This window comes from Aeromonas sp. R10-2, assembly GCF_040908445.1.
In the GTDB taxonomy this organism is placed as follows: domain Bacteria; phylum Pseudomonadota; class Gammaproteobacteria; order Enterobacterales; family Aeromonadaceae; genus Aeromonas; species Aeromonas veronii.
In genome coordinates, this window is the sequence record NZ_JBFODS010000017.1 from 1 (window position 1) to 18,747 (window position 18,747).

15 protein-coding genes and 1 riboswitch are annotated in these 18,747 nt (G+C 59.5%); of the genes, 10 read left to right on the top strand and 5 right to left on the bottom strand.

Annotation, left to right across the window (positions count from 1 at the left end; translation table 11 throughout):
- The first annotated feature begins 98 nt into the window (after window positions 1-98).
- Window positions 99-1,301, top strand: coding sequence for an ISL3-like element ISAeme19 family transposase (locus AB5Y97_RS03305; RefSeq protein ID WP_368157222.1), 1,203 nt, complete (start codon window positions 99-101; stop codon window positions 1,299-1,301).
- 47 nt (window positions 1,302-1,348) lie between these two features.
- Here the strand turns inward: AB5Y97_RS03305 and fadE are convergent, their stop codons facing one another.
- The gene (fadE, locus tag AB5Y97_RS03310; protein WP_201947820.1) at window positions 1,349-3,805 is read right to left on the bottom strand and encodes an acyl-CoA dehydrogenase FadE; all 2,457 of its coding nucleotides are present in this window, start codon (window positions 3,803-3,805) and stop codon (window positions 1,349-1,351) included.
- Window positions 3,806-4,060: 255 nt separating this feature from the next.
- Here fadE and lpcA point away from each other — a divergent pair, with 255 nt between their 5' ends.
- The 3 genes from lpcA to AB5Y97_RS03325 all read left to right on the top strand — a co-directional run bounded on the left by lpcA (window position 4,061) and on the right by AB5Y97_RS03325 (window position 6,240).
- Window positions 4,061-4,639, top strand: a complete 579-nt coding sequence (gene lpcA, locus AB5Y97_RS03315) for a D-sedoheptulose 7-phosphate isomerase (protein ID WP_005334485.1) — start codon at window positions 4,061-4,063, stop codon at window positions 4,637-4,639.
- A gap of 164 nt (window positions 4,640-4,803) precedes the next feature.
- Window positions 4,804-5,613 carry a class II glutamine amidotransferase gene (locus tag AB5Y97_RS03320; protein WP_005353514.1) on the top strand — a complete coding sequence of 270 codons (810 nt, stop codon included), beginning with the start codon at window positions 4,804-4,806 and terminating at the stop codon, window positions 5,611-5,613.
- Window positions 5,614-5,904: 291 nt separating this feature from the next.
- Window positions 5,905-6,240, top strand: a complete 336-nt coding sequence (locus AB5Y97_RS03325) for an Hpt domain-containing protein (RefSeq protein WP_005353511.1) — start codon at window positions 5,905-5,907, stop codon at window positions 6,238-6,240.
- 39 nt (window positions 6,241-6,279) lie between these two features.
- Here AB5Y97_RS03325 and yvcK read toward each other — a convergent pair whose 3' ends face one another.
- On the bottom strand, window positions 6,280-7,194 hold the full coding sequence (yvcK, locus tag AB5Y97_RS03330) for a uridine diphosphate-N-acetylglucosamine-binding protein YvcK (RefSeq protein WP_047438497.1): 915 nt from the start codon (window positions 7,192-7,194) through the stop codon (window positions 6,280-6,282).
- 113 nt (window positions 7,195-7,307) lie between these two features.
- Here yvcK and AB5Y97_RS03335 point away from each other — a divergent pair, with 113 nt between their 5' ends.
- The gene (locus AB5Y97_RS03335; RefSeq protein WP_201947822.1) at window positions 7,308-8,492 is read left to right on the top strand and encodes an FIST signal transduction protein; all 1,185 of its coding nucleotides are present in this window, start codon (window positions 7,308-7,310) and stop codon (window positions 8,490-8,492) included.
- 31 nt (window positions 8,493-8,523) lie between these two features.
- Complete coding sequence (locus AB5Y97_RS03340) at window positions 8,524-10,620, top strand: ATP-binding protein (RefSeq protein WP_201947823.1); 2,097 nt, start codon at window positions 8,524-8,526, stop codon at window positions 10,618-10,620.
- 249 nt (window positions 10,621-10,869) lie between these two features.
- On the opposite strand, the gene AB5Y97_RS03345 is transcribed toward AB5Y97_RS03340, so the two are convergent.
- From AB5Y97_RS03345 to narQ, 3 genes are all read right to left on the bottom strand, one after another.
- Complete coding sequence (locus AB5Y97_RS03345) at window positions 10,870-11,445, bottom strand: LON peptidase substrate-binding domain-containing protein (protein ID WP_005334473.1); 576 nt, start codon at window positions 11,443-11,445, stop codon at window positions 10,870-10,872.
- 103 nt (window positions 11,446-11,548) lie between these two features.
- On the bottom strand, window positions 11,549-12,187 hold the full coding sequence (gene narL, locus AB5Y97_RS03350; RefSeq protein WP_204420481.1) for a two-component system response regulator NarL: 639 nt from the start codon (window positions 12,185-12,187) through the stop codon (window positions 11,549-11,551).
- On the bottom strand, window positions 12,187-13,899 hold the full coding sequence (gene narQ / locus AB5Y97_RS03355) for a nitrate/nitrite two-component system sensor histidine kinase NarQ (protein ID WP_108541440.1): 1,713 nt from the start codon (window positions 13,897-13,899) through the stop codon (window positions 12,187-12,189). Before narQ ends, narL begins: the two co-directional genes overlap by 1 nt.
- 78 nt (window positions 13,900-13,977) lie before the next feature.
- Window positions 13,978-14,118: riboswitch (molybdenum cofactor riboswitch) on the top strand.
- Here narQ and moaA point away from each other — a divergent pair.
- The 4 genes from moaA (at window position 14,106) to napA (ending at window position 18,746) form a co-directional block, all read left to right on the top strand.
- Window positions 14,106-15,101: a GTP 3',8-cyclase MoaA gene (gene moaA / locus AB5Y97_RS03360; RefSeq protein ID WP_368157244.1), complete on the top strand. Its 996-nt coding sequence runs from the start codon at window positions 14,106-14,108 to the stop codon at window positions 15,099-15,101. It overlaps the preceding riboswitch by 13 nt.
- A 239-nt stretch (window positions 15,102-15,340) precedes the next feature.
- Window positions 15,341-15,883 carry a ferredoxin-type protein NapF gene (gene napF / locus AB5Y97_RS03365; RefSeq protein WP_088869499.1) on the top strand — a complete coding sequence of 181 codons (543 nt, stop codon included), beginning with the start codon at window positions 15,341-15,343 and terminating at the stop codon, window positions 15,881-15,883.
- Window positions 15,884-15,900: 17 nt separating this feature from the next.
- A complete protein-coding gene (locus AB5Y97_RS03370) occupies window positions 15,901-16,155 on the top strand; it encodes a chaperone NapD (protein WP_031227438.1) in 255 nt (84 codons plus the stop codon).
- Window positions 16,156-16,256: 101 nt separating this feature from the next.
- Window positions 16,257-18,746 (top strand): nitrate reductase catalytic subunit NapA, encoded by a 2,490-nt coding sequence (gene napA, locus AB5Y97_RS03375; protein WP_368157245.1) that lies wholly within the window; start codon window positions 16,257-16,259, stop codon window positions 18,744-18,746.
- Window position 18,747: the final 1 nt, after the last annotated feature.

The following is an 18,747-nucleotide window of genomic DNA, read 5'->3' on the forward strand; positions in this document are numbered from 1 at the left end:
GGTTCTTCGCGGGATCTTGGGGAAGTGGAAGTTGACAGACAGGGTGCTGGTAAACTGGCTGTCTCCAAACACACCACCACCATCACCCTGCTGTCGCCGTGCATCATATTGATATTGCCTCCTTCTGGCCAGGTTATACCGTCATCGCCCAAGCGCTTTCTGCCAACCATCACACCCTGTTTACCCTTGAGCCTCGCGCCGACCTGTTGCCCCGTTGTCGCCGATGCCTGCAACCCACGCCATTGATCCACGACCAACGTATCCGCCGGGTGCGTGAGCGAGACCTATTTGACCGACAAGTCTGGTTACAACTGCCTGTTCGCCGCGTCGACTGTCTGCGCTGTGGTCGCGTCAGTGAACATATCGACTGGCTCCCCTCTGGCTCCCGCCTCACCCGGCGCATGCAGTGCTGGATTGAAGCGCTCGTTCAGTACCTCCCCATCCGCCATGTCAGCCAGCTCACCGGGGTCGGTTGGCACACCATCAAGGAGATCGACAAGCGCCGTTTGCAGACCAGTGTGGGCACCATCGAACTTGGGGAGGTGCGGCGGCTGGTGATGGATGAGTTTGCCCTGCACAAGGGACACCGCTATGCCACCGTGATCATGGATGCCGAGCGAATCCGCGTCCTGTGGGTGGGGCACGGCAACAGCCGGGCCGCTATCCGTCCCTTCTTCGAGCAGCTCGGCGAGCGATGCCAGCAGATTGAAGCGGTGGCGATGGACATGAACACGGCGTTCGACCTGGAGGTGAAGCAACACTGCCCGCAGGCGGAGGTGGTCTACGACCTGTTCCACGTGGTGGCTCGCTATGGCCGAGAGGTGGTGGACCGGGTGCGAGTGGAGCAGGCGAATGCACTGAAAAGCGATAAACCGGCGCGAAAAGTGGTCAAAAGTGCGCGTTGGTTGCTGCTACGTAATCGGGCGAAGTTGAGTGAAAAACAGGATGTGAAGTTGCAGGAGCTGTTGGCGGCGAATCAACCGCTGGCGATGGTGTACGTGCTGAAAGAGGGGTTGAAGGGCATCTGGTATGCGCCGAGCGTGTGGGAAGGATGGCGACGATGGCGGAGCTGGATGCGGCAGGTGAAGGAAAGCGGGCTAGCGCCGCTGCAACGATTTGGTCGAAATTTATCGAAATATATGCGGGGGATCCTGGCGAGTGCAAACTACCCGATGCACACGAGTGTGCTGGAAGGGGTGAACAACAAGATCAAAGTGATAAAGCGCATGGCATATGGATTTAGGGACTCAGAATACTTTTTTCTGAAAATCAAGGCGGCCTTCCCCGGAAAGCCGCGATGAACCTAAAAAAACGCCTCCACAAGGGAGGCGTTGTCGATAGCTGGTTATCAGGCCGCGTGATGGTAAGCGGAGGCTTCAAACAGCTTCTTGTTGGCCACCAGATCGATGGGGTCAAAATCATCGACGTTGATGGTGCGCAGGCGACTTACCTCGGCGCGGCGCAGCAGCTCCGCTTCGCTCTGGGTCAGTACGCCAGCGGCCAGGCCGATGTCGGCCACCTTGTCCAGCGCCATGAAGGGACGCTTGATACCATCGCTCTTGCAGACTTTCTCGAACAGCGGCTCGGCGGCCAGCACGTCATCGAGCGCCTGCTCCAGCAGACCGAAGGGGTTGCCCTCTTCGCGAGTCAGGTATTGCCCCTTGGCCAGGCGGCTGCGGGTCTCGCTCGGGGTTTGCAGCAGACGGGCCACTTGCTGGTCCAGCTTGTCGCACGGACGGTTCAGGTCACGACCCAGCGGCAGCACCACGGCGCGCAGGGCAAGACCAATCCAGCGGTTCGGGAAGTTGCGCAGCAGCTCGTCGATCGCCTCTTGTGCCTTGAACATGGCATCTTGCAGTGCCCAGTGCAGCAGGGGCAGGTCGGCCTGCTGGCGTCCCTCGTCCTGATAGCGCTTGAGGGCGCTGGAGGCGAGATAGAGCTGGCTCAGCACGTCGCCAAGACGGGCGGAGACCCGCTCCTTGCGCTTGAGCTCGCCCCCCAGGGTGCCCATCGCCATGTCTGACAGGAACGCCAGGTTGGCCGAGAGGCGGGAGAGCTGCTGGTAGTAGCCCTTGGTCTGATCCTTGTAAGGGGCCGCGGCAAAGCGGGCGCCGGTGATACCGAGCCAGAAGCTTCGTACCAGGTTGCTGATGGCAAAGCCGACGTGGCTGAATACTGCCTTGTCGAAATCTTTCAGCGCCTGCTCCTTGTCGGGATGGCTGGCAGCCAGCATCTCCGGCAGTACATACGGGTGGCAGCGGATAGCGCCCTGACCATAGATGATCATGCTGCGGGTCAGGATGTTGGCCCCTTCCACCGTAACGGCGATGGGGGCACCCTGATAGCCACGGGCCAGATAGTTGTTGGGGCCCATGCAGATGGCTTTGCCGCCGTGGATGTCCATGGCATCGATGATGCACTTCTGGGCACGGTCGGTGAGGTGGTATTTGACGATGGCGGAGATGACCGAGGGCTTCTCGCCAAGGTCGATACCGGTCACGGTCAGGTTGGCTGCGGCGCCCATGATGTAGGCGTTGCCACCGATGCGGGCCAGCGGCTCTTCAATCCCTTCCATCTTGCCGATGGGCAGCTTGAACTGGCGACGGATGCGGCTGTAGGCACCGCTCGCCAGGGCCAGCATCTTGACGCCACCTGTGCTGTTGGAGGGCAAGGTGATGCCGCGACCGACCGACAGACACTCGACCAGCATGCGCCAGCCCTGACCAGCCATGGCCGGGCCACCGATGATGAAATCGAGCGGGACGAACACATCCTTGCCCTGGGTCGGGCCGTTCTGGAACGGCACGTTGAGCGGGAAGTGGCGACGGCCAATGCCGACCCCCTTGATGTGGGTGGGGATCAGGGCGCAGGTGATGCCGAGCTCTTCCTCTTCACCCAGCAGGTGCTCGGGGTCACGCAGTTTGAAGGCGAGACCCAGCACGGTAGCAATGGGGGCGAGCGTAATATAGCGCTTGTTCCAGGTGAGGCGCATACCGAGCACCTCTTTGCCTTCCCACTCGCCTTTGCAGACGATACCGAAGTCGGGGATGGAGCCGGCGTCAGAACCCGCTTCCGGGCTGGTCAGGGCGAAGCAGGGGATCTCTTTACCCACTGCCAGGCGGGGCAGGTAGTAATCCTTCTGCTCGTCAGTGCCATAGTGTTGCAGCAGTTCGCCCGGGCCCAGCGAGTTGGGTACGCCAACGGTGGAGGCGAGCACGGCGCTGGCGCCGCACAGTTTTTGCAGGACGCAGGACTGGGCGTAGGCTGAGAACTCCAGACCGCCATATTTCTTCTTGATGATCATGGCGAAGAACTTGTTGTCCTTCAGGTATTGCCACACCTCGGGGGAGAGATCCGCGCGCTCGTGGGTCACTTCCCAGTCGCTCACCATGCGGCACACTTCCTCGACCGGACCATCCATAAAGGCCTGCTCTTCGGCAGAGAGGGCGCTGACCGGGATGGCGTGCAGCTTTTTCCAGTCCGGGTTGCCCGCGAACAGATCGGCTTCCCACCAGGTGGTGCCCGCTTCAATCGCCTCTTTCTCGGTGCGGGACATCTCCGGCATGATCGATTTGTAGATCTTGAACAACGGCTTGGTTATTTGATTGCGGCGAAATTCCACCAGATTGAGCGGGATGGCGATCACCGCGAACAGCGCCCATCCCAGCAAGGGCACATGACCATAGATGGCGCCAAGCACCAGGGCGGCGCCGGTGACCAGGGTGGAGATGAACAGGGATGCCCGGCGATAGGCCAGGGCTCCGATAACCAGGATCACCCCGAGCAGAGTGAGGGTCGTCGTCATTGCTTGCTCCTTGCGTGGTTAGGTTGCCAACGTGGCGTAACTGATCCAGAGGTCTGACCTGTTGGATATGGCCCCTGTTGTAATTCATACGCACAAAGTTATCAAGCTGTTTACATCTTCATTACCTTCTCTCTGTGATCCCCATAACGCTCACGCGCCGCCAGCGCTGTGGCTCGCAGGGGGGCGACTGTGCGATTCGCTTGTGCGAGAATAGCCGCGATCTACACGCACACTAAAAACAGTGGAAGAGACATCATGTACCAAGAATTGATCCGCAATGAACTGACCGAAGCTGCCAGCGTGCTGCAGGCCTTCCTGGCTGATGAGCAGAACCTGAAAAACATCGAAGCGGCCGCCAAACTGCTGGCCGACTCTTTCAAGGAAGAGGGCAAGGTGCTCTCTTGTGGCAACGGTGGCTCCCACTGTGACGCCATGCACTTCGCCGAAGAGCTGACCGGTCGTTACCGCGAGAACCGCCCGGGTTATGCCGGTATCGCCATCTCCGATCCGAGCCACCTCTCCTGCGTCTCCAACGACTTTGGCTATGACTATGTCTTCTCCCGCTACGTAGAAGCGGTCGGCCGCCGTGGCGACGTGCTGCTTGGCATCTCCACTAGCGGCAACTCCGGCAATATCCTGAAAGCCATCGAGGCTGCCCGCGCCAAAGGCATGAAAGTGATCGCCCTGACCGGCAAGGATGGCGGCAAGATGGCGGGTCTGGCGGATGTCGAGATCCGCGTGCCGCACTTTGGCTATGCCGACCGTATTCAGGAAGTGCACATCAAGGTGATCCACATCCTGATCCAGCTGGTCGAAAAAGAGATGGCCAAGTAATCAGGCCATCGTCACCAGACTAGGGCATCACCGGTTGCATGGTTTGCCATCTGCCGGTTGTTGCCAGTCACAGGGGAAGGTATTGCGCCTTCCCCTGCTGTCTGTCGAACCAGCGTGCTGGTCGAACATGACACAAGCCAAATCATGAAAGGAGTCTGCCGGATATGTGCGAACTGCTCGGCATGAGTGCCAATGTGCCGACCGATATCTGCTTCAGCTTTACCGGGTTGATGCTGCGCGGCGGCAAGACCGGGCCCCACAAGGATGGCTGGGGGATCACCTTCTACGAGGGGAAGGGCTTTCGCACCTTCAAGGATCCCGAGCCCAGCGCCCAATCTCCCATCGCCAGACTGGTACAGGCGCTGCCCATCAAAAGCTGCGCCGTGGTCAGCCACATTCGGCAGGCCAACCGTGGCTGTGTGTCACTGGAAAATACCCACCCCTTTACCCGTGAGCTGTGGGGCCGTTACTGGACTTTTGCCCACAACGGTCAGCTGACCGGTTACAAGAAGCTGCCAACCGGTCGCCACCGGCCGGTGGGGGATACCGACAGCGAGCACGCCTTCTGCTGGCTGCTCGATCGGCTGGAGCAAAAATATCCCAAGCGTCCTGCCAACTTTCCCGCCATGTTTCGCTATCTCGCCACCCTGTGTGACGAGCTCAGAGCATTCGGGGTGTTCAACATGCTGCTCTCGGACGGGGAGTATGTGATGAGCTACTGCAGCAACAACCTGCACTGGCTGACTCGCTGTGCGCCGTTTGGCGAGGCGAGCCTGCTGGATGAGGAGGTGGTGATCGACTTTCAAAGGGAGACCACCCCCAACGATGTGGTGACCCTGATCACCACCCGTCCGCTGACCGGCAATGAGAATTGGGTCAAAATGGCGCCCGGCGAATTCAATCTGTTTCGCATGGGGGAGCGGGTGGCGACCAACCAGGTCGCGCTTGAGCAAGATAAAAAAATACCAGGGTAGATACCTACCCTGGTTCTTCGCAGCAGCCATAAAAGGCAAAAGGGATGAGAGGTGTTGCTGAGCATCATCACTCTGACGGCATTGAGTGTTGATCAATTGTTAATTTGTGGCAATCAAGTTGTTGTGTTGAGGGGCGTTTCAGCATCGCTATTTCGATACTGATCACATTTTTTGCCACTTTATTCCCTGAGTCATCCAATCGGGTGCTTCATCACTGCCTGGTCATGAGCCACGACATCGAAAACTATCTATAGTATGGTCTGTTTGAATACCGTTCTGGAGGAGCCTCGCATGGAGTGGGTGGATCGCAAGGTGTTGCAGCAGCTGGCAGAGGATATCGGTCCGGATATGCTGCCCGTGGTCATCGCAGTCTTTATTGAAGAGGTGGGCGAGCAGCTGAGTCAGCTCAGACCCCTCTATGAACAGGGAGAGTGGGAGGCGCTGGCTCGGGTGGCGCACAGCATGAAATCATCCTGTGGCAGCTACGGCGCCATGCCGAGCTATCAGCAGGTGATGGCGCTGGAGATGGCCAGCAAGCAGGCCGATGTGGCCGAGGCAGAGCGCCAATTGCAACTGCTGGAGGCCTCCTTGCCCCAGGTGCTCGCGTTTCTTGCCGATTATCAGTAACGGCGCCATGCAGGGATGCCGGGGCGCCGTGACCGTTGCCTAACGCTGGTTGAGCAGCTGCTGGATGATTCGGTCCAGCGCCAGTTTCAGCTTCAACCGATCGTGCCGATGGGGCAGCTCAAGCTCGCCCAGCTCGGCTTCGATCACACGCCCTTGCCAGTCCCCCGCATCACCCGCGCCTTGTGGGGCCAGGATGGCATCCAGCCGACCCTGACCGACCCGGGATTCCAGCCAGCGACATTGACTCATCAGATCCAGCTGACTGGCAGGGCCGTTTTCCGCCACCAGATTGCAGACGAAAACCAGCATGGCGCTGCTCTCGTTGATGGCCTGGGCGATCTCAGCCAGCAGCAATGGCGGCATGATGGAGGTGAGGAAACTGCCCGGCCCCAGAATGATCATGTCCGCCTGCTGCAATGCCAGCACCGCTTCCCGGGTCGCTTGCACTTCCGGCATCAGGCCGAGGGAGAGGGGAGGGGTTGCCAGTTGATCGATGGATACCTCTCCCAGGATCTGGGTGCCACACTCCATATGGGCGCAGAGATCGGTGGGAAATTCAGACATGGGTAGCAATTGTGACTCGATTTTGAGCATGTCACTGATCAGCTTGATAGCATCAAGAGGACGGACACAGAGATTATCGAGCGCCAGCAGCATCAGGTTGCCAAGGTTGTGGCCCGCCAGCTCGCCTTTGCCGGCAAAGCGGTACTCGAACAACAGGCTGCCGATGCTGGGATCGGTCACCAGCTGGTTCAGGCAGTTGCGCAGATCGCCCCAGGCGATGCACTCCTGACTCTTGCGCAGGCGTCCGGTCGAGCCACCATCATCTGTGGTGGCGACGATGCCGGTGAGCCGTTGACCGAGAAACGAGAGGGACGAAAGCACTCGTCCCATGCCATGGCCACCACCGATGGCAACGACCCGATCGAAGTCATTGATGTTTTTTTGCCACATATGGGCGTCCTGTTACTGGTCTCAGTTGACCGCTATGTTAGCAAGCGAAGCGAGATAATTGTTTGATAAAGGTATGATTTTTGCTTGAGGCTGCCATTCGATAAAACAAGGAGATGGTGTTGAAATTTCTGACCGTTCACTCCCTCGCCCAGAATTCATCGCTGGCGGCCCAAGATATCTGCGCGCAGCTGTGCCACCATGCCGATCAGGCCCCCTCCCTGCTGTTACTCTATTTTACCCAAGCCCATGAGGGGGCGATACTGCGCGACGTGCTCAAACGCCAGTTCCCGACGACCCGCCTGCTTGGGTGCAGCTCTTGCGGTGGTGTCATGACAGAGATGGGACACCACGCCCGAGACGGATATGGGCTGGCCGTTGCTGCTCTGTACGATGAGAAAGGGGCATTCGGGGTAGCCGGTGCCAGCGGTGACGGGGTGGATGTGCGGCAGTTGCTGCGCCGAGCCATGAGCGACTGTGGTCGGCCGGGCGAGCTGCCCCAGTTGATCCTGTTTCATGCCAGTCCCGGTAAGGAAGAGGGGCTGCTGGCCGGTATCGAGGCCGAACTCGGTGCCTCGGTGCCGGTGGTCGGTGGATCCGCGGCTGATAGCAGCGTCAGCGGTGACTGGCAGCTCTGCTGGGATGAGTCGGTGAGTCAGGATGGCATCGGTCTGGCGGTGCTCTATCCCGATTGCCAGCTCGCTTTTCAGTTTCACTCCGGTTATGTGCCTGCCGAATTCAGTGGCGAGATCACCGCCTGCAACGGGCGGGAGGTACTCACCATCGATCACCAGCCTGCTGCCGAGGTCTATGCCCGCTGGTGCGGTCGCGAGCAGCCCTGGCCGGTGGGGGCGATTTTGCGGGAGACCACGCTCACCCCGCTGGCTCGTCAGGTGGGAGCGCTGGATGGCATTCCTTACTACAAACTCTCCCATCCTGAAGCTGTGACCGAACAGGGCGGGCTGCGGCTCTTTACCGATGTGGTGCAAGGGGAGCGTCTGCTGTTGATGTACAGCAGTCAGGAGGGGTTGCTGCAGCGCAGCCTCAATGCCATGCGCGTCGAGCCAGGGTATGGGGTCGATGTGGAATTGCAGCCTATCGGCGCTCTCATCATCTTTTGTGCTGGTTGCCGTTTGGCGCTAGGTGATATGTTGTGCCAATTTGTCGAGCAGAGCCAGGCTCGCCTCGGCAAGATCCCCTTTATCACCCCCTTTACCTTCGGCGAGCAGGGGCGGCTGCCCAATGGCGAGCTGGCCCACGGCAACCTGATGGTATCGAGCGTGATTTTCCTGACCCGTTGAGTCGGCAGAACATAACAGAGCAGGCAACAAGATGATTGGCAACAGTGAACTGGAAGCCCTCGGCGACAAATTGCAGACCACGCTGGTCGACCTTATGCGTTGCCGCGAGCGCGAGGCCAAGTATCGTCACGAGTCCCAGACCCTGCTGGGCGGGGTTGCCACCCTCGCCGATGCCAAGACGCTGGAGCAGGTGCTGGAGAGCCTTATCCAGGTGCTCAAACCCTTTATCGGCTTTGAACACGCGGATGTAGTGGCCTGGGAAGGGGAGCAGGGGAGTACCCACCTCAGTACCGAGCCGATGCTATCAGCCCGCAGCTGGCGTATGACCCCGGCATTTGCCCGCGCCATCTCGGGTGAAACCCTGGTGATTTACGATCCCGCCCAGCTCCCTGAGCTGGCGCCGCTGGCAAGCGAGCCGGGCTGGGCCAGCGTGATGCTGACTGGGCTACAGGCCCCCGGTTTTACCGCTACCCTCATCTGCCGCCACGCCCGGGCGGGCACCTTCGATCTCACCAGCAAGGCCGCCATGGAGCGTTGCCGTCCGCTTATCGCCCAGGCGCTGGTCAACATCACCTATCGGGCCCGCTTGCAGGAACAGGTCGCGGTAAAAACCGAGGCGCTACAGGCCAGCGAACGTCGTTTTCGCAGCTTCGCCGCCATGGCTTCAGACTGGTTTTGGGAGACAGATGCCGAGCATCGCCTCAGTTATGCCTCAGAGCCGGGTTATCTGGATGAGATGACCCCGCAGGCGACCCGGCCAACCCTCTATGACTACGTCTGCAACAAGCAGAGCTGCGATGCCCAGAAATATCTGCAGCTTTTGGAGCTGCGCCAGCCGGTGCGAGGGGTGCGGATGCAGGTTGCGCTGCAACACGGCCCCTGTTGGATGGAGGTGAGCGCCGAGCCCTGTTTTGACCATGATGGCCTGTTTATCGGTTATCGCGGCACTGCCCGGGATATCAGCAACCAGATCCGCCGTGAAGAGGAGCTGGCGCGGGCACGGGATGAGGCCGAAGCGGCCAACCGTGCCAAGTCCCAGTTTTTGGCCATGATGACCCACGAGATCCGTTCGCCCATGAATGCGGTGTTGGGGATGCTCGATCTGGTGCAGCATGCCGAGCTGGCGCCGGAGCAACAGAGCCTGCTGCGCCATGCCACCCACTCGGCCAGATTGCTGCAAACCATCATCGACGACGTGCTCGATTTTTCGAAAATCGAGTCGCAAACCCTGGTGTTTCACTGCGAGACCCTGCAACCCGTCCAGCTTTGCCAATCTCTGGTCGAGCCGCTGCAAGCTCGCGCGACCGCCAAGGGGATCGCGCTGGTTTATCGGGTCGATGAGTCGGTCCCCCGGGAGTTGCAGGGGGATCCGATGCGTTTGTCACAGGTGATGGGCAATCTGCTGGACAACGCCCTCAAATTTACCGAACAGGGGCAGGTGACACTGCACCTGGGTTGGCAGGATGAGAAGCTGCTGATCTCGGTCTTCGACACCGGGATCGGGATCGCCGATGCGGATCAGGCGCTGCTGTTTGAACCCTTCTCCCAGGTCGACAACTCGGCCACCCGGCGTTTTTCCGGTACCGGCCTCGGTCTTGCCATCAGCAAGCGTCTGGTGACGCTTATGGGGGGAGAGATCCACCTGAAGAGCGAGCCGGGCAAGGGAAGCTGTTTCTGGTTCGAACTGCCCGGCATGGCGCTACCCTGCCATAGCCAGCCGCAGCGGGAGGAGGGGGCTTCGGCACTGCTGCCACTGGATGTGCTGGTGGTGGAGGACAGCCCGGTGAACCAGTTGGTGGTGTCGCTGATGCTGCAAAAACTGGTGGGCAAGGTTCGGTTGGCTGCCAATGGTCTGGAAGCGCTGGCGCAGGTGGATGAGCAGCTCCCGGATCTGATCCTGATGGATATGCGGATGCCCCTGATGGATGGACTGGAAGCCACCCGGCGCTTGCGGGAGTTGGGATGCACTATGCCAATCGTTGCCCTGACGGCCAATGCGATGGCGGAGGACAAAGCGTGCTGTCTGGCGCAGGGGATGGATGATTTTCTCGCCAAGCCTATCACCTTGTCACGGTTGAGAGAGTGTTTGCAGCGTCACTTTGGTCAGCGGTTGCCGACGCGCGGATAAAAAAAATGGTCAACTTTGTGGGTTGACCAGTTCTTCAGCAAATACTGAAGAGAGCACGGGATAAATCGGGTTGTATCAATCTATATGAAAAATCTGTGCCAACTTTTTTGGGACTCTTTTGTGTTCAATTTTGGCCGTTTAGCGCAGCGGCTCTCTCTTGTTATGGCGTTCTGCGTTCCTACTCACTCGCAAAATGCGAATTTCACATTTTCATTGTTGGAATAATTGCATTTTGCAACGCTGTTTTTGTCATTGTGAAATCAGGCGATGCAGGAATTTACGGGCTGCTTCGCTGTTTTGTTTGGCAATCAGCATCTGCTTTTCATAAATTGGCATCGGCAATATCTCGAGCCAGCGCTGGCAGAGCCAGGCGGCATCTTCAAAGCGCTTGTCCGGATAGAGCTCATCAAGCTCCGGATACTGCTCGAACACTTCCCGCAGGCGATTGACCAGCAGCTTGTCGTTGAAATCTGAGTGGGTGCTCGGCCAGTTGGGCAGCATCTCCACCTTGGCCCGGCGCAGGCCCATCTCGTCTGTTTCCATCTCGTGGATACAGAAGCGCTCCAGTCCCAGCACCGTCACCCCCAGCAGGCCATCATTAAGGGTGTAGAAGTCAGTCACCTTGACCCGGGTGCCCACCGGCAGAATGCGGCCGGATTGTCCCGAGGTGGTCGACTCTTCCATCACGATGCCAAAGCCCTGATCGTTGATGAATGACTCCTTGAGCATCTGCAGGTGGCGTGGCTCGAACAGACGCAGAGGAAGCTTGCCGCCCGGCAGTATGTGGGAAGGCAAGGGGAACAGTGCCAAAGGTTGTAGTTTCATGTTCCATCCTCCATTGAGTAGTTGCTGAATATGACAATGCAGCGACTGTGCCAGAGAATGAAAAAAGCCACCGGAGGGTGGCTTTTCGGGCGGTTGAGGGCGCTTAGTTGCGCTGCTCCAGATACATGACTGCCGCTTCCACGCGGCTTTGCGCCTCGAGTTTCTTCAGCAGGCTCTTCACGTGAACCTTGACCGTTCCCTCGGAGATATGGAGTACCGAGGCGACCTGTTTGTTGGAGAGGCCTTTTGCAATTTCGCGCAGGATTTGCATTTCGCGACGCGTTAAGCTTTCCAGCTTCTGCTGCAGGTGATCCAGCTCGTAGATGTTTTCGAGATAGGGGCGCAGCGGCTCGCTCAGGATCTGCTTGCCGGTCATCACGTCGGCCAGCTGGGTCAGCAGCAGATCAGGCTCGGTATCCTTGAGCAGGTAGCCGTCGGCACCGGCCTTGAGCAAAGCAACCACATCCTGACGGGCATCGGAGACGGTGAGGATCACCACCCGGGAGGTGATCTCTTCGGCCCGCAGCGCCTTGAGGGTATCGAGGCCGGAGAGCCCCTTCATATTGAGGTCGAGCAGGATCAGATCCGGCTCGGACTCTTTGGCCAATGCCACGGCATCTGTGCCGTTGGAGGCTTCACCGGTCACCTCCATGTTCTCTTCCAGAGCCAGCAACTGCACAATCCCTTTGCGCATGAGGGGATGGTCATCTACGACCAGAACTGTGTATTTCATCTCGTCCATCAGGCGTCTCTCGCTAGACTGGTGGGAAAGGTCAGATGCACGCAGGTGCCTTGTGGTTGCTGCTCGTTGATGGTCAGCAGACCGTGCAGTTTGCTGGCGCGCTCGTTCATGATGCTCAACCCGTAATGGTTGATTGCCGAGCTGGCGAGTCCGATCCCGACACCGTCATCTGAAATCTGAACCTCAATGTTACCACTGGCGAGGGTCTCACAGCTAACATCAATCACTTGCGCGTTGGCATGTTTGATGGCATTGAGCACTGCCTCACGGATCAGCTGCAAAATGTGGATATGCTGGCCCGCCTCCAGGTCGTTGTCGGCCAGTCCGTAATGGAACCGGATTTCGGCCTGGGTCTGAGGCTGCAGTTGATCGAGCATGACGCGGATCGCTTCCCCCAGATTGGCATCGCCAATGGTGAGACGGAAGGTACCGAGCAGTTCGCGCAACTGGGTATAGGCATTGCTAAGCCCCTCGTCGATCTGCTGCATCGCCTCCCGCGCCTTGTCATGCTGCCCCTTGGCGTAAGAGCGTTTGAGCAGGGTAGACTGGATCTTGAGATAGGAGAGCGCCTGCGCCAGCGAGTCGTGCAGCTCCCGGGCGATCACCGCCCGCTCCTCCATCAGCAGCAGTCGCTGCTGTTGCAGCAGGGTCTGGTCTTTGTGCAGCACCTGAGCCAGCAGCATGGTGAAGTTCTTGATCAACCGCTCATCGATGGGGTGCTGGCTGATGATGTCGAGGCGGCCGAACTCCTGCTCATCCATCTGCAGATAGAAGCTGGCGACCGCATCGAGATCGCCGGGCCAGCCGGTGCGCCCCGAGATGTAGACCGGCATGGCGTTGTGCTCGAAGCGGGTCAGCCGGATGTGGTCGATATGCTGGTGGGCGGCGGCGCGGTCCAGCAGTTTGATAAGGGTACGGGTGCTGAGCGGGGCAGCGTGCAGCTTCTGGGCGGTCGAGTAGAGAAACGAGAGGGTGTCGTTGGCCTGTTGCAGCTTGGCGGTTTTCTCTTCCACCTTGTTTTCCAGCTCCCGATAGAGCTTGCCCAGCTCGTCGGCCATGGTGACGAAGGCGCGAGACAGTTCCCCCAGCTCGTTTTCGCCGTGGGCGGGCAGCTGAAGATCGAAATCCTGCCGCTGGATCTGGCGGGCACAGTAGACCAGCTGGTTGAGGGGGGCGACCACCTGCTGGCGGGTGAAGCGCACCGTGAACCAGGCGATGGTGATGATGGCCAGCAGGCCGAGCCCCTCCGCCAGTGCCAGCATCCGCACCTTGAATTCCACGTGGTACTGCATCTGATTGACGAAATTGTCGATGGCCGCCACAAACTGCTCGGTGTTATCGGTGTAGCGTCTGGGGGTGCGATCCTCGATGTGCTGGCGCATTACCTGCCACTGGCCGAGCACCTCGCCATAGGTGCGACGCAGAGAGGCAGGAGTGATCCAGCGCTGGGTCTCCTGCAGTTCTTCGGCGTGCAGGGTCTCTTCAAACTGGGAGAGGCGCCCCAGCACGCTGTCGCCCCGCTCGATTTCGTAGGCCATCCGGTAGGCCTGCATCCGCAGCGAACCGGAGAGGTTGATCGCCTTGGCATCGGGTACCGAGTAGAAGAGGGTGACCATGGCGACCAGCGCGATCAGGCTGGCCATGAAGAGGATCAACACCATGGCGCGACCAATGGCACTGCTGACCGAATGGACCCTGAACCGTTTTCCCATACTGATGCGCACCTCTGAATAGTGATAAGGACCCCGCAAGATGCGTGGGAGTGTACTCCAACTTGTGTTAGCATCGAAAAACTAGATGAACTCCGAGCGGTTTTGCCTAAGTCCTAGCGATAGGGGGAAACCAGCCGTCAGCCGACGTTCGAGCTGTAAGGGTCAGGAAAGAAATGCCCTGGCCTCCCGTATTTGGAAAGGTGTTTATGTTGCCACTTGAAGATGGTTTTTCCCGTCGTTTTTACTATTTGCGTCTGTCAGTGACCGATGTGTGCAATTTCCGTTGCACCTATTGCCTGCCTGACGGTTATCGCCCCCCCGAAGGTCACAAAGCGGGGCGTCAACCCTTTCTCTCGATTGACGAGATCCGCCGCGTGGTCAGCGGTTTTGCCGCCATGGGCACCCGCAAGGTGCGCATCACGGGGGGCGAGCCCTCCCTGCGCCGCGATTTCACCGAGATCGTCAAGGTGATTGCCACCACCCCGGGTATCGAGAAGGTCGCCATGACCACCAACGGCTATCGCCTCAAGGAGCGGGCTCAGGAGTGGTTTGATGCCGGACTCAACGCGCTGAATGTCAGTGTCGACAGTCTCGACCCGCGCCAGTTTCATCAGATCACCGGTGAGAACAAGCTGGCCGAGGTGATGGAGGGGATCGAAGCAGCACTGGCCGCCGGTTTCAAATCGGTGAAGATCAATGCGGTGCTGCTCAAGGGGCTCAACGACTACCAGCTTGATGCCTTTCTGGGCTGGATCAGGCACAAGCCCATCGAGCTGCGCTTTATCGAGCTGATGCAGACCGGCGAGATGGATACCCTGTTTCGTGACCACCATGTCAGCGGCGAGCAGATCAAACAGCGCTTGCTGGAGAGCGGCTGGGTGCAGCAGTTGCGGGGCTCGGATGACGGTCCGGCGCAGGTCTTTATGCACCCCGATTCGCAAGGTGGGGTGGGGCTCATCATGCCCTATAGCAAGGATTTCTGTGCCGGTTGCAACCGGCTGCGGGTCTCCTCGCTGGGGAAGCTGCATCTGTGCCTGTTTGGCGACAACGGCATTGACCTGCGGGATCTGCTCGGCGCAGATGGGCAATCTGATGAGCTGCAACAGCGCATTCGCGCGGCACTGGTGGGCAAGAGTGCCACCCATCGTCTCCATGAGGGCAATGCCGGCATCACCCCTCATCTCGCCTCGATCGGCGGATAACCGCAAAAAATCGCCAACGATTAAATAGCAATCCTCACATGGAGGTATTTTAACCGATACCTCCATTTTTATTGCGCTGCAAGGCTTTGATCTGGCGCAAGAATCCCCCCTGTTTATCTCCCTGGTGGTATATCCCTTACCTTGTCAGGGCCGCAATATACACCCACTCTTATAATTGGTATCAAGAATGCCAATCATGGACTCGCACTGTCCCCTTCTTCACCAGAACAGGAGTCAACATGCCGGATGAGATCGATCTTGCCCGCCGCGGCCTGTTCCGGGGGCGGCTGAGAACCGCTGAACCGCCGGTGCAGTTGCCCTGGTCAGTCAACTGGTCGGCATTTGTCGCCGACTGCACCCGCTGCGGGGACTGTCTGGCCGCCTGTCCGGAGCAGATCCTGGTGAATGGCGAGGGCGGTTTTCCGGTGGTCGATTTCCAGCGTGGCGAATGCACCTTCTGCACCGAGTGCGCCACGGTCTGCAAGGCGCCTGTGTTTCGCCCGACCAGCGAGTCCCCCTGGCACTACAAGGCCCATATCGAGGCCAACTGTCTGGCCAATGGTCAGGTGTTCTGCCAGCGCTGTCAGGACAGCTGCGAACCCAATGCCATTCGCTTTATTCCGGTGCTGGGGCGCGTGCCTACCCCGACAGTGGAGCCGGATCGCTGTAATGGCTGCGGCGCCTGCGTGCAGGATTGTCCGGTTGGCAGCATCAAGGTCGACGGGCGAGCCGCCCCATCCGGTGGTGCGAGCCAGCCCACCCTCAAGCAGGAGTCAGAATGAGTCAGAAAGAAGCCACAATGGATCAGGAGTTCCATGTATCGAGTCTGGTGGTGCTGACCCAGCCCCCCTTGCGCCATCAGCTCGCCGAGCAGATTGGTGCCCTTGAAGGGGCCGAGATCCACGCCGTCAGTGACGAGGGCAAGCTGGTCGTGACCCTGGAAGGTCCGAGCCAGCGGCCGATCATGGCGGCCATTGATGCGATACAGGCGATGCCGGGTGTGCTCTCTGCCGCCCTGATTTACCACCAGTTCGATGAACTGGGCGGTCACTGAAACGAGTGATGGGATGCCTGGCGTGCCCTCTGCCGCTGATGGTTGGCTCCCGTTCGACAGATTCGACAACTATTACGCGATAAGCAATGTGAGGATATGCCATGAAGCTGAGTCGACGCGACTTTATGAAGGCCAACGCGGTGGCAGCTGCCGCTGCCGTGGCCGGTGTCAGTGCCCCCACGCTGGCAGCCAATCTCATCACCAGTACCGACAAGACTGCCATCCATTGGGATAAGGCTCCCTGCCGCTTCTGCGGTACCGGCTGCTCCGTGCTGGTGGGCTCTCAGGATGGTCGGGTCGTGGCGACTCAGGGCGACCCCGATGCACCGGTCAACCGTGGCCTCAACTGCATCAAGGGCTACTTCCTCTCCAAGATCATGTATGGCCAGGATCGCCTGACCCAGCCGATGCTGCGGATGAAGAACGGCCAGTTCGACAAGGATGGCGACTTCGCCCCTATTAGCTGGGATCAGGCGTTCGACATCATGGCCGAGAAGTTCAAGGCGACCCTGAAAGAGAAGGGGCCGACAGCTGTCGGCATGTTCGGCTCCGGCCAGTGGACCGTCTGGGAAGGTTACGCCGCCGCCAAGCTGATGAAGGCCGGTTTCCGCTCCAACAACATCGACCCCAACGCCCGTCACTGCATGGCCTCCGCGGTCGTCGGCTTTATGCGTACCTTCGGTATGGATGAGCCGATGGGCTGCTATGACGATATCGAGCAGGCCGACGCCTTCGTGCTGTGGGGCTCCAACATGGCCGAGATGCACCCCATCCTCTGGTCGCGGATGTCCGATCGTCGTCTCTCCAACCCGGATGTGCAGGTGCACGTGCTCTCGACCTTCGAGCACCGCAGCTTCGAGTTGGCGGACAACGGCATGGTGTTCACCCCGCAGACCGATCTGGCGATCCTCAACTATGTCGCCAACTACATCATTCAGAACGACAAGGTGAACTGGGACTTCGTCAACAAGCACACCGTGTTCAAGAAGGGGGCCACTGACATCGGTTACGGCCTGCGCCCGACCGATCCGCTGCAGCAGAAAGCGAAGAACCCGGACAGCGGCGATGCCACTCCGATGACCTTCGAGGAGTTTGCCAAGTTCGTGGCGGATTACGATGTGGAGTCGGTCTCCAAGCTCTCCGGCGTCTCCAAAGAGAAGCTGGAAAAGCTGGCCAAGCTCTATGCCGATCCGGGCAAGAAGGTGGTCTCCTACTGGACCATGGGCTTCAACCAGCATACCCGTGGCGTCTGGGCCAACAACCTCTGCTACAACATCCACCTGCTGACCGGCAAGATCTCCGAGCCGGGCAATGGTCCTTTCTCACTGACCGGCCAGCCCTCTGCCTGTGGCACCGCGCGTGAAGTGGGCACCTTTGCCCACCGTCTGCCAGCCGACATGGTGGTGACCGATCCCAAGCATCGCGCCATCGCCGAGCAGATCTGGAAGCTGCCGGAAGGCACCATTCCGGAGCAGGTGGGTTACCACGCCGTGCTGCAGGATCGCATGCTCAAAGATGGCAAGCTCAATGCCTACTGGGTGATGTGCAACAACAACATGCAGGCCGGTCCCAACATGAATACCGATCGTCTGCCTGGCTATCGCGACCCGCGCAACTTCATCGTGGTCTCTGACCCGTACCCGACTGTTACCGCCCAGGCCGCTGACCTCATCCTGCCCACCGCCATGTGGGTGGAGAAAGAGGGAGCCTACGGCAACGCCGAGCGCCGTACCCAGTTCTGGCACCAGCAGGTGAAAGCGCCGGAAGGGGCCAAGTCCGACCTGTGGCAGCTGATGGAGTTCTCCAAGCGCTTCAAGGTTGAGGAAGTGTGGCCGGCAGAGCTGATTGCCAAGATGCCGGAAGTGAAGGGCAAAACCCTGTTCGACGTGCTCTATGCCAACGGTCAGGTCAACCAGTTCCCGAAAGAGCAGAGCAAAGGTCTGCTGAACGACGAGGCCGAGCACTTCGGGTTCTACGTCCAGAAAGGGTTGTTCGAAGAGTACGCCACCTTCGGTCGCGGTCACGGCCACGATCTGGCGCCGTTCGATCAGTACCACGAAGCGCGCGGTCTGCGCTGGCCGGTGGTAGATGGCAAAGAGACCCTGTGGCGCTACCGTGAAGGGTTCGACCCCTATGTGAAAGCGGGTGAGGGGGTGCGTTTTTATGGCAAGCCAGATGGCAAGGCGGTCATATTCGCCCTGCCGTTTGAGCCCGCCGCTGAGTCGCCCGATAAAGAGTACGACCTGTGGCTCTCTACCGGTCGCGTGCTGGAACACTGGCACACCGGCACCATGACCCGTCGGGTGCCCGAGCTTTATCGCGCCTTCCCGGATGCGGTGCTCTTCATGCACCCGGACGATGCCAAGGCTCGCGGCGTGCGCCGTGGTGAAGAGGTGATCGTCTCCTCCCGCCGTGGCGAGGTGAAGACCCGTGTCGAGACCCGTGGTCGCAACCGTCCGCCGAAAGGACTGGTCTTCATGCCCTTCTTTGATGCGAGCCAGCTGGTCAACAAGCTGACCCTGGACGCCACCGATCCGCTCTCGAAAGAGACCGATTACAAGAAGTGCGCCGTCAAGGTGATGAAGGCTTAAG

Coding starts and splice junctions, on each gene's coding strand:
- yvcK (WP_047438497.1), bottom strand. CDS start 7,194: ATGTGGCAAAAAAACATCAATGACTTCGATCGGGTCGTTGCCATCGGT.
- AB5Y97_RS03320 (WP_005353514.1), top strand. CDS start 4,804: ATGTGCGAACTGCTCGGCATGAGTGCCAATGTGCCGACCGATATCTGC.
- fadE (WP_201947820.1), bottom strand. CDS start 3,805: ATGACGACGACCCTCACTCTGCTCGGGGTGATCCTGGTTATCGGAGCC.
- napA (WP_368157245.1), top strand. CDS start 16,257: ATGAAGCTGAGTCGACGCGACTTTATGAAGGCCAACGCGGTGGCAGCT.
- narL (WP_204420481.1), bottom strand. CDS start 12,187: ATGGACGAGATGAAATACACAGTTCTGGTCGTAGATGACCATCCCCTC.
- AB5Y97_RS03345 (WP_005334473.1), bottom strand. CDS start 11,445: ATGAAACTACAACCTTTGGCACTGTTCCCCTTGCCTTCCCACATACTG.
- AB5Y97_RS03325 (WP_005353511.1), top strand. CDS start 5,905: ATGGAGTGGGTGGATCGCAAGGTGTTGCAGCAGCTGGCAGAGGATATC.
- AB5Y97_RS03340 (WP_201947823.1), top strand. CDS start 8,524: ATGATTGGCAACAGTGAACTGGAAGCCCTCGGCGACAAATTGCAGACC.
- AB5Y97_RS03335 (WP_201947822.1), top strand. CDS start 7,308: ATGGTGTTGAAATTTCTGACCGTTCACTCCCTCGCCCAGAATTCATCG.
- moaA (WP_368157244.1), top strand. CDS start 14,106: ATGTTGCCACTTGAAGATGGTTTTTCCCGTCGTTTTTACTATTTGCGT.
- narQ (WP_108541440.1), bottom strand. CDS start 13,899: ATGGGAAAACGGTTCAGGGTCCATTCGGTCAGCAGTGCCATTGGTCGC.
- napF (WP_088869499.1), top strand. CDS start 15,341: ATGCCGGATGAGATCGATCTTGCCCGCCGCGGCCTGTTCCGGGGGCGG.
- AB5Y97_RS03370 (WP_031227438.1), top strand. CDS start 15,901: ATGGATCAGGAGTTCCATGTATCGAGTCTGGTGGTGCTGACCCAGCCC.
- lpcA (WP_005334485.1), top strand. CDS start 4,061: ATGTACCAAGAATTGATCCGCAATGAACTGACCGAAGCTGCCAGCGTG.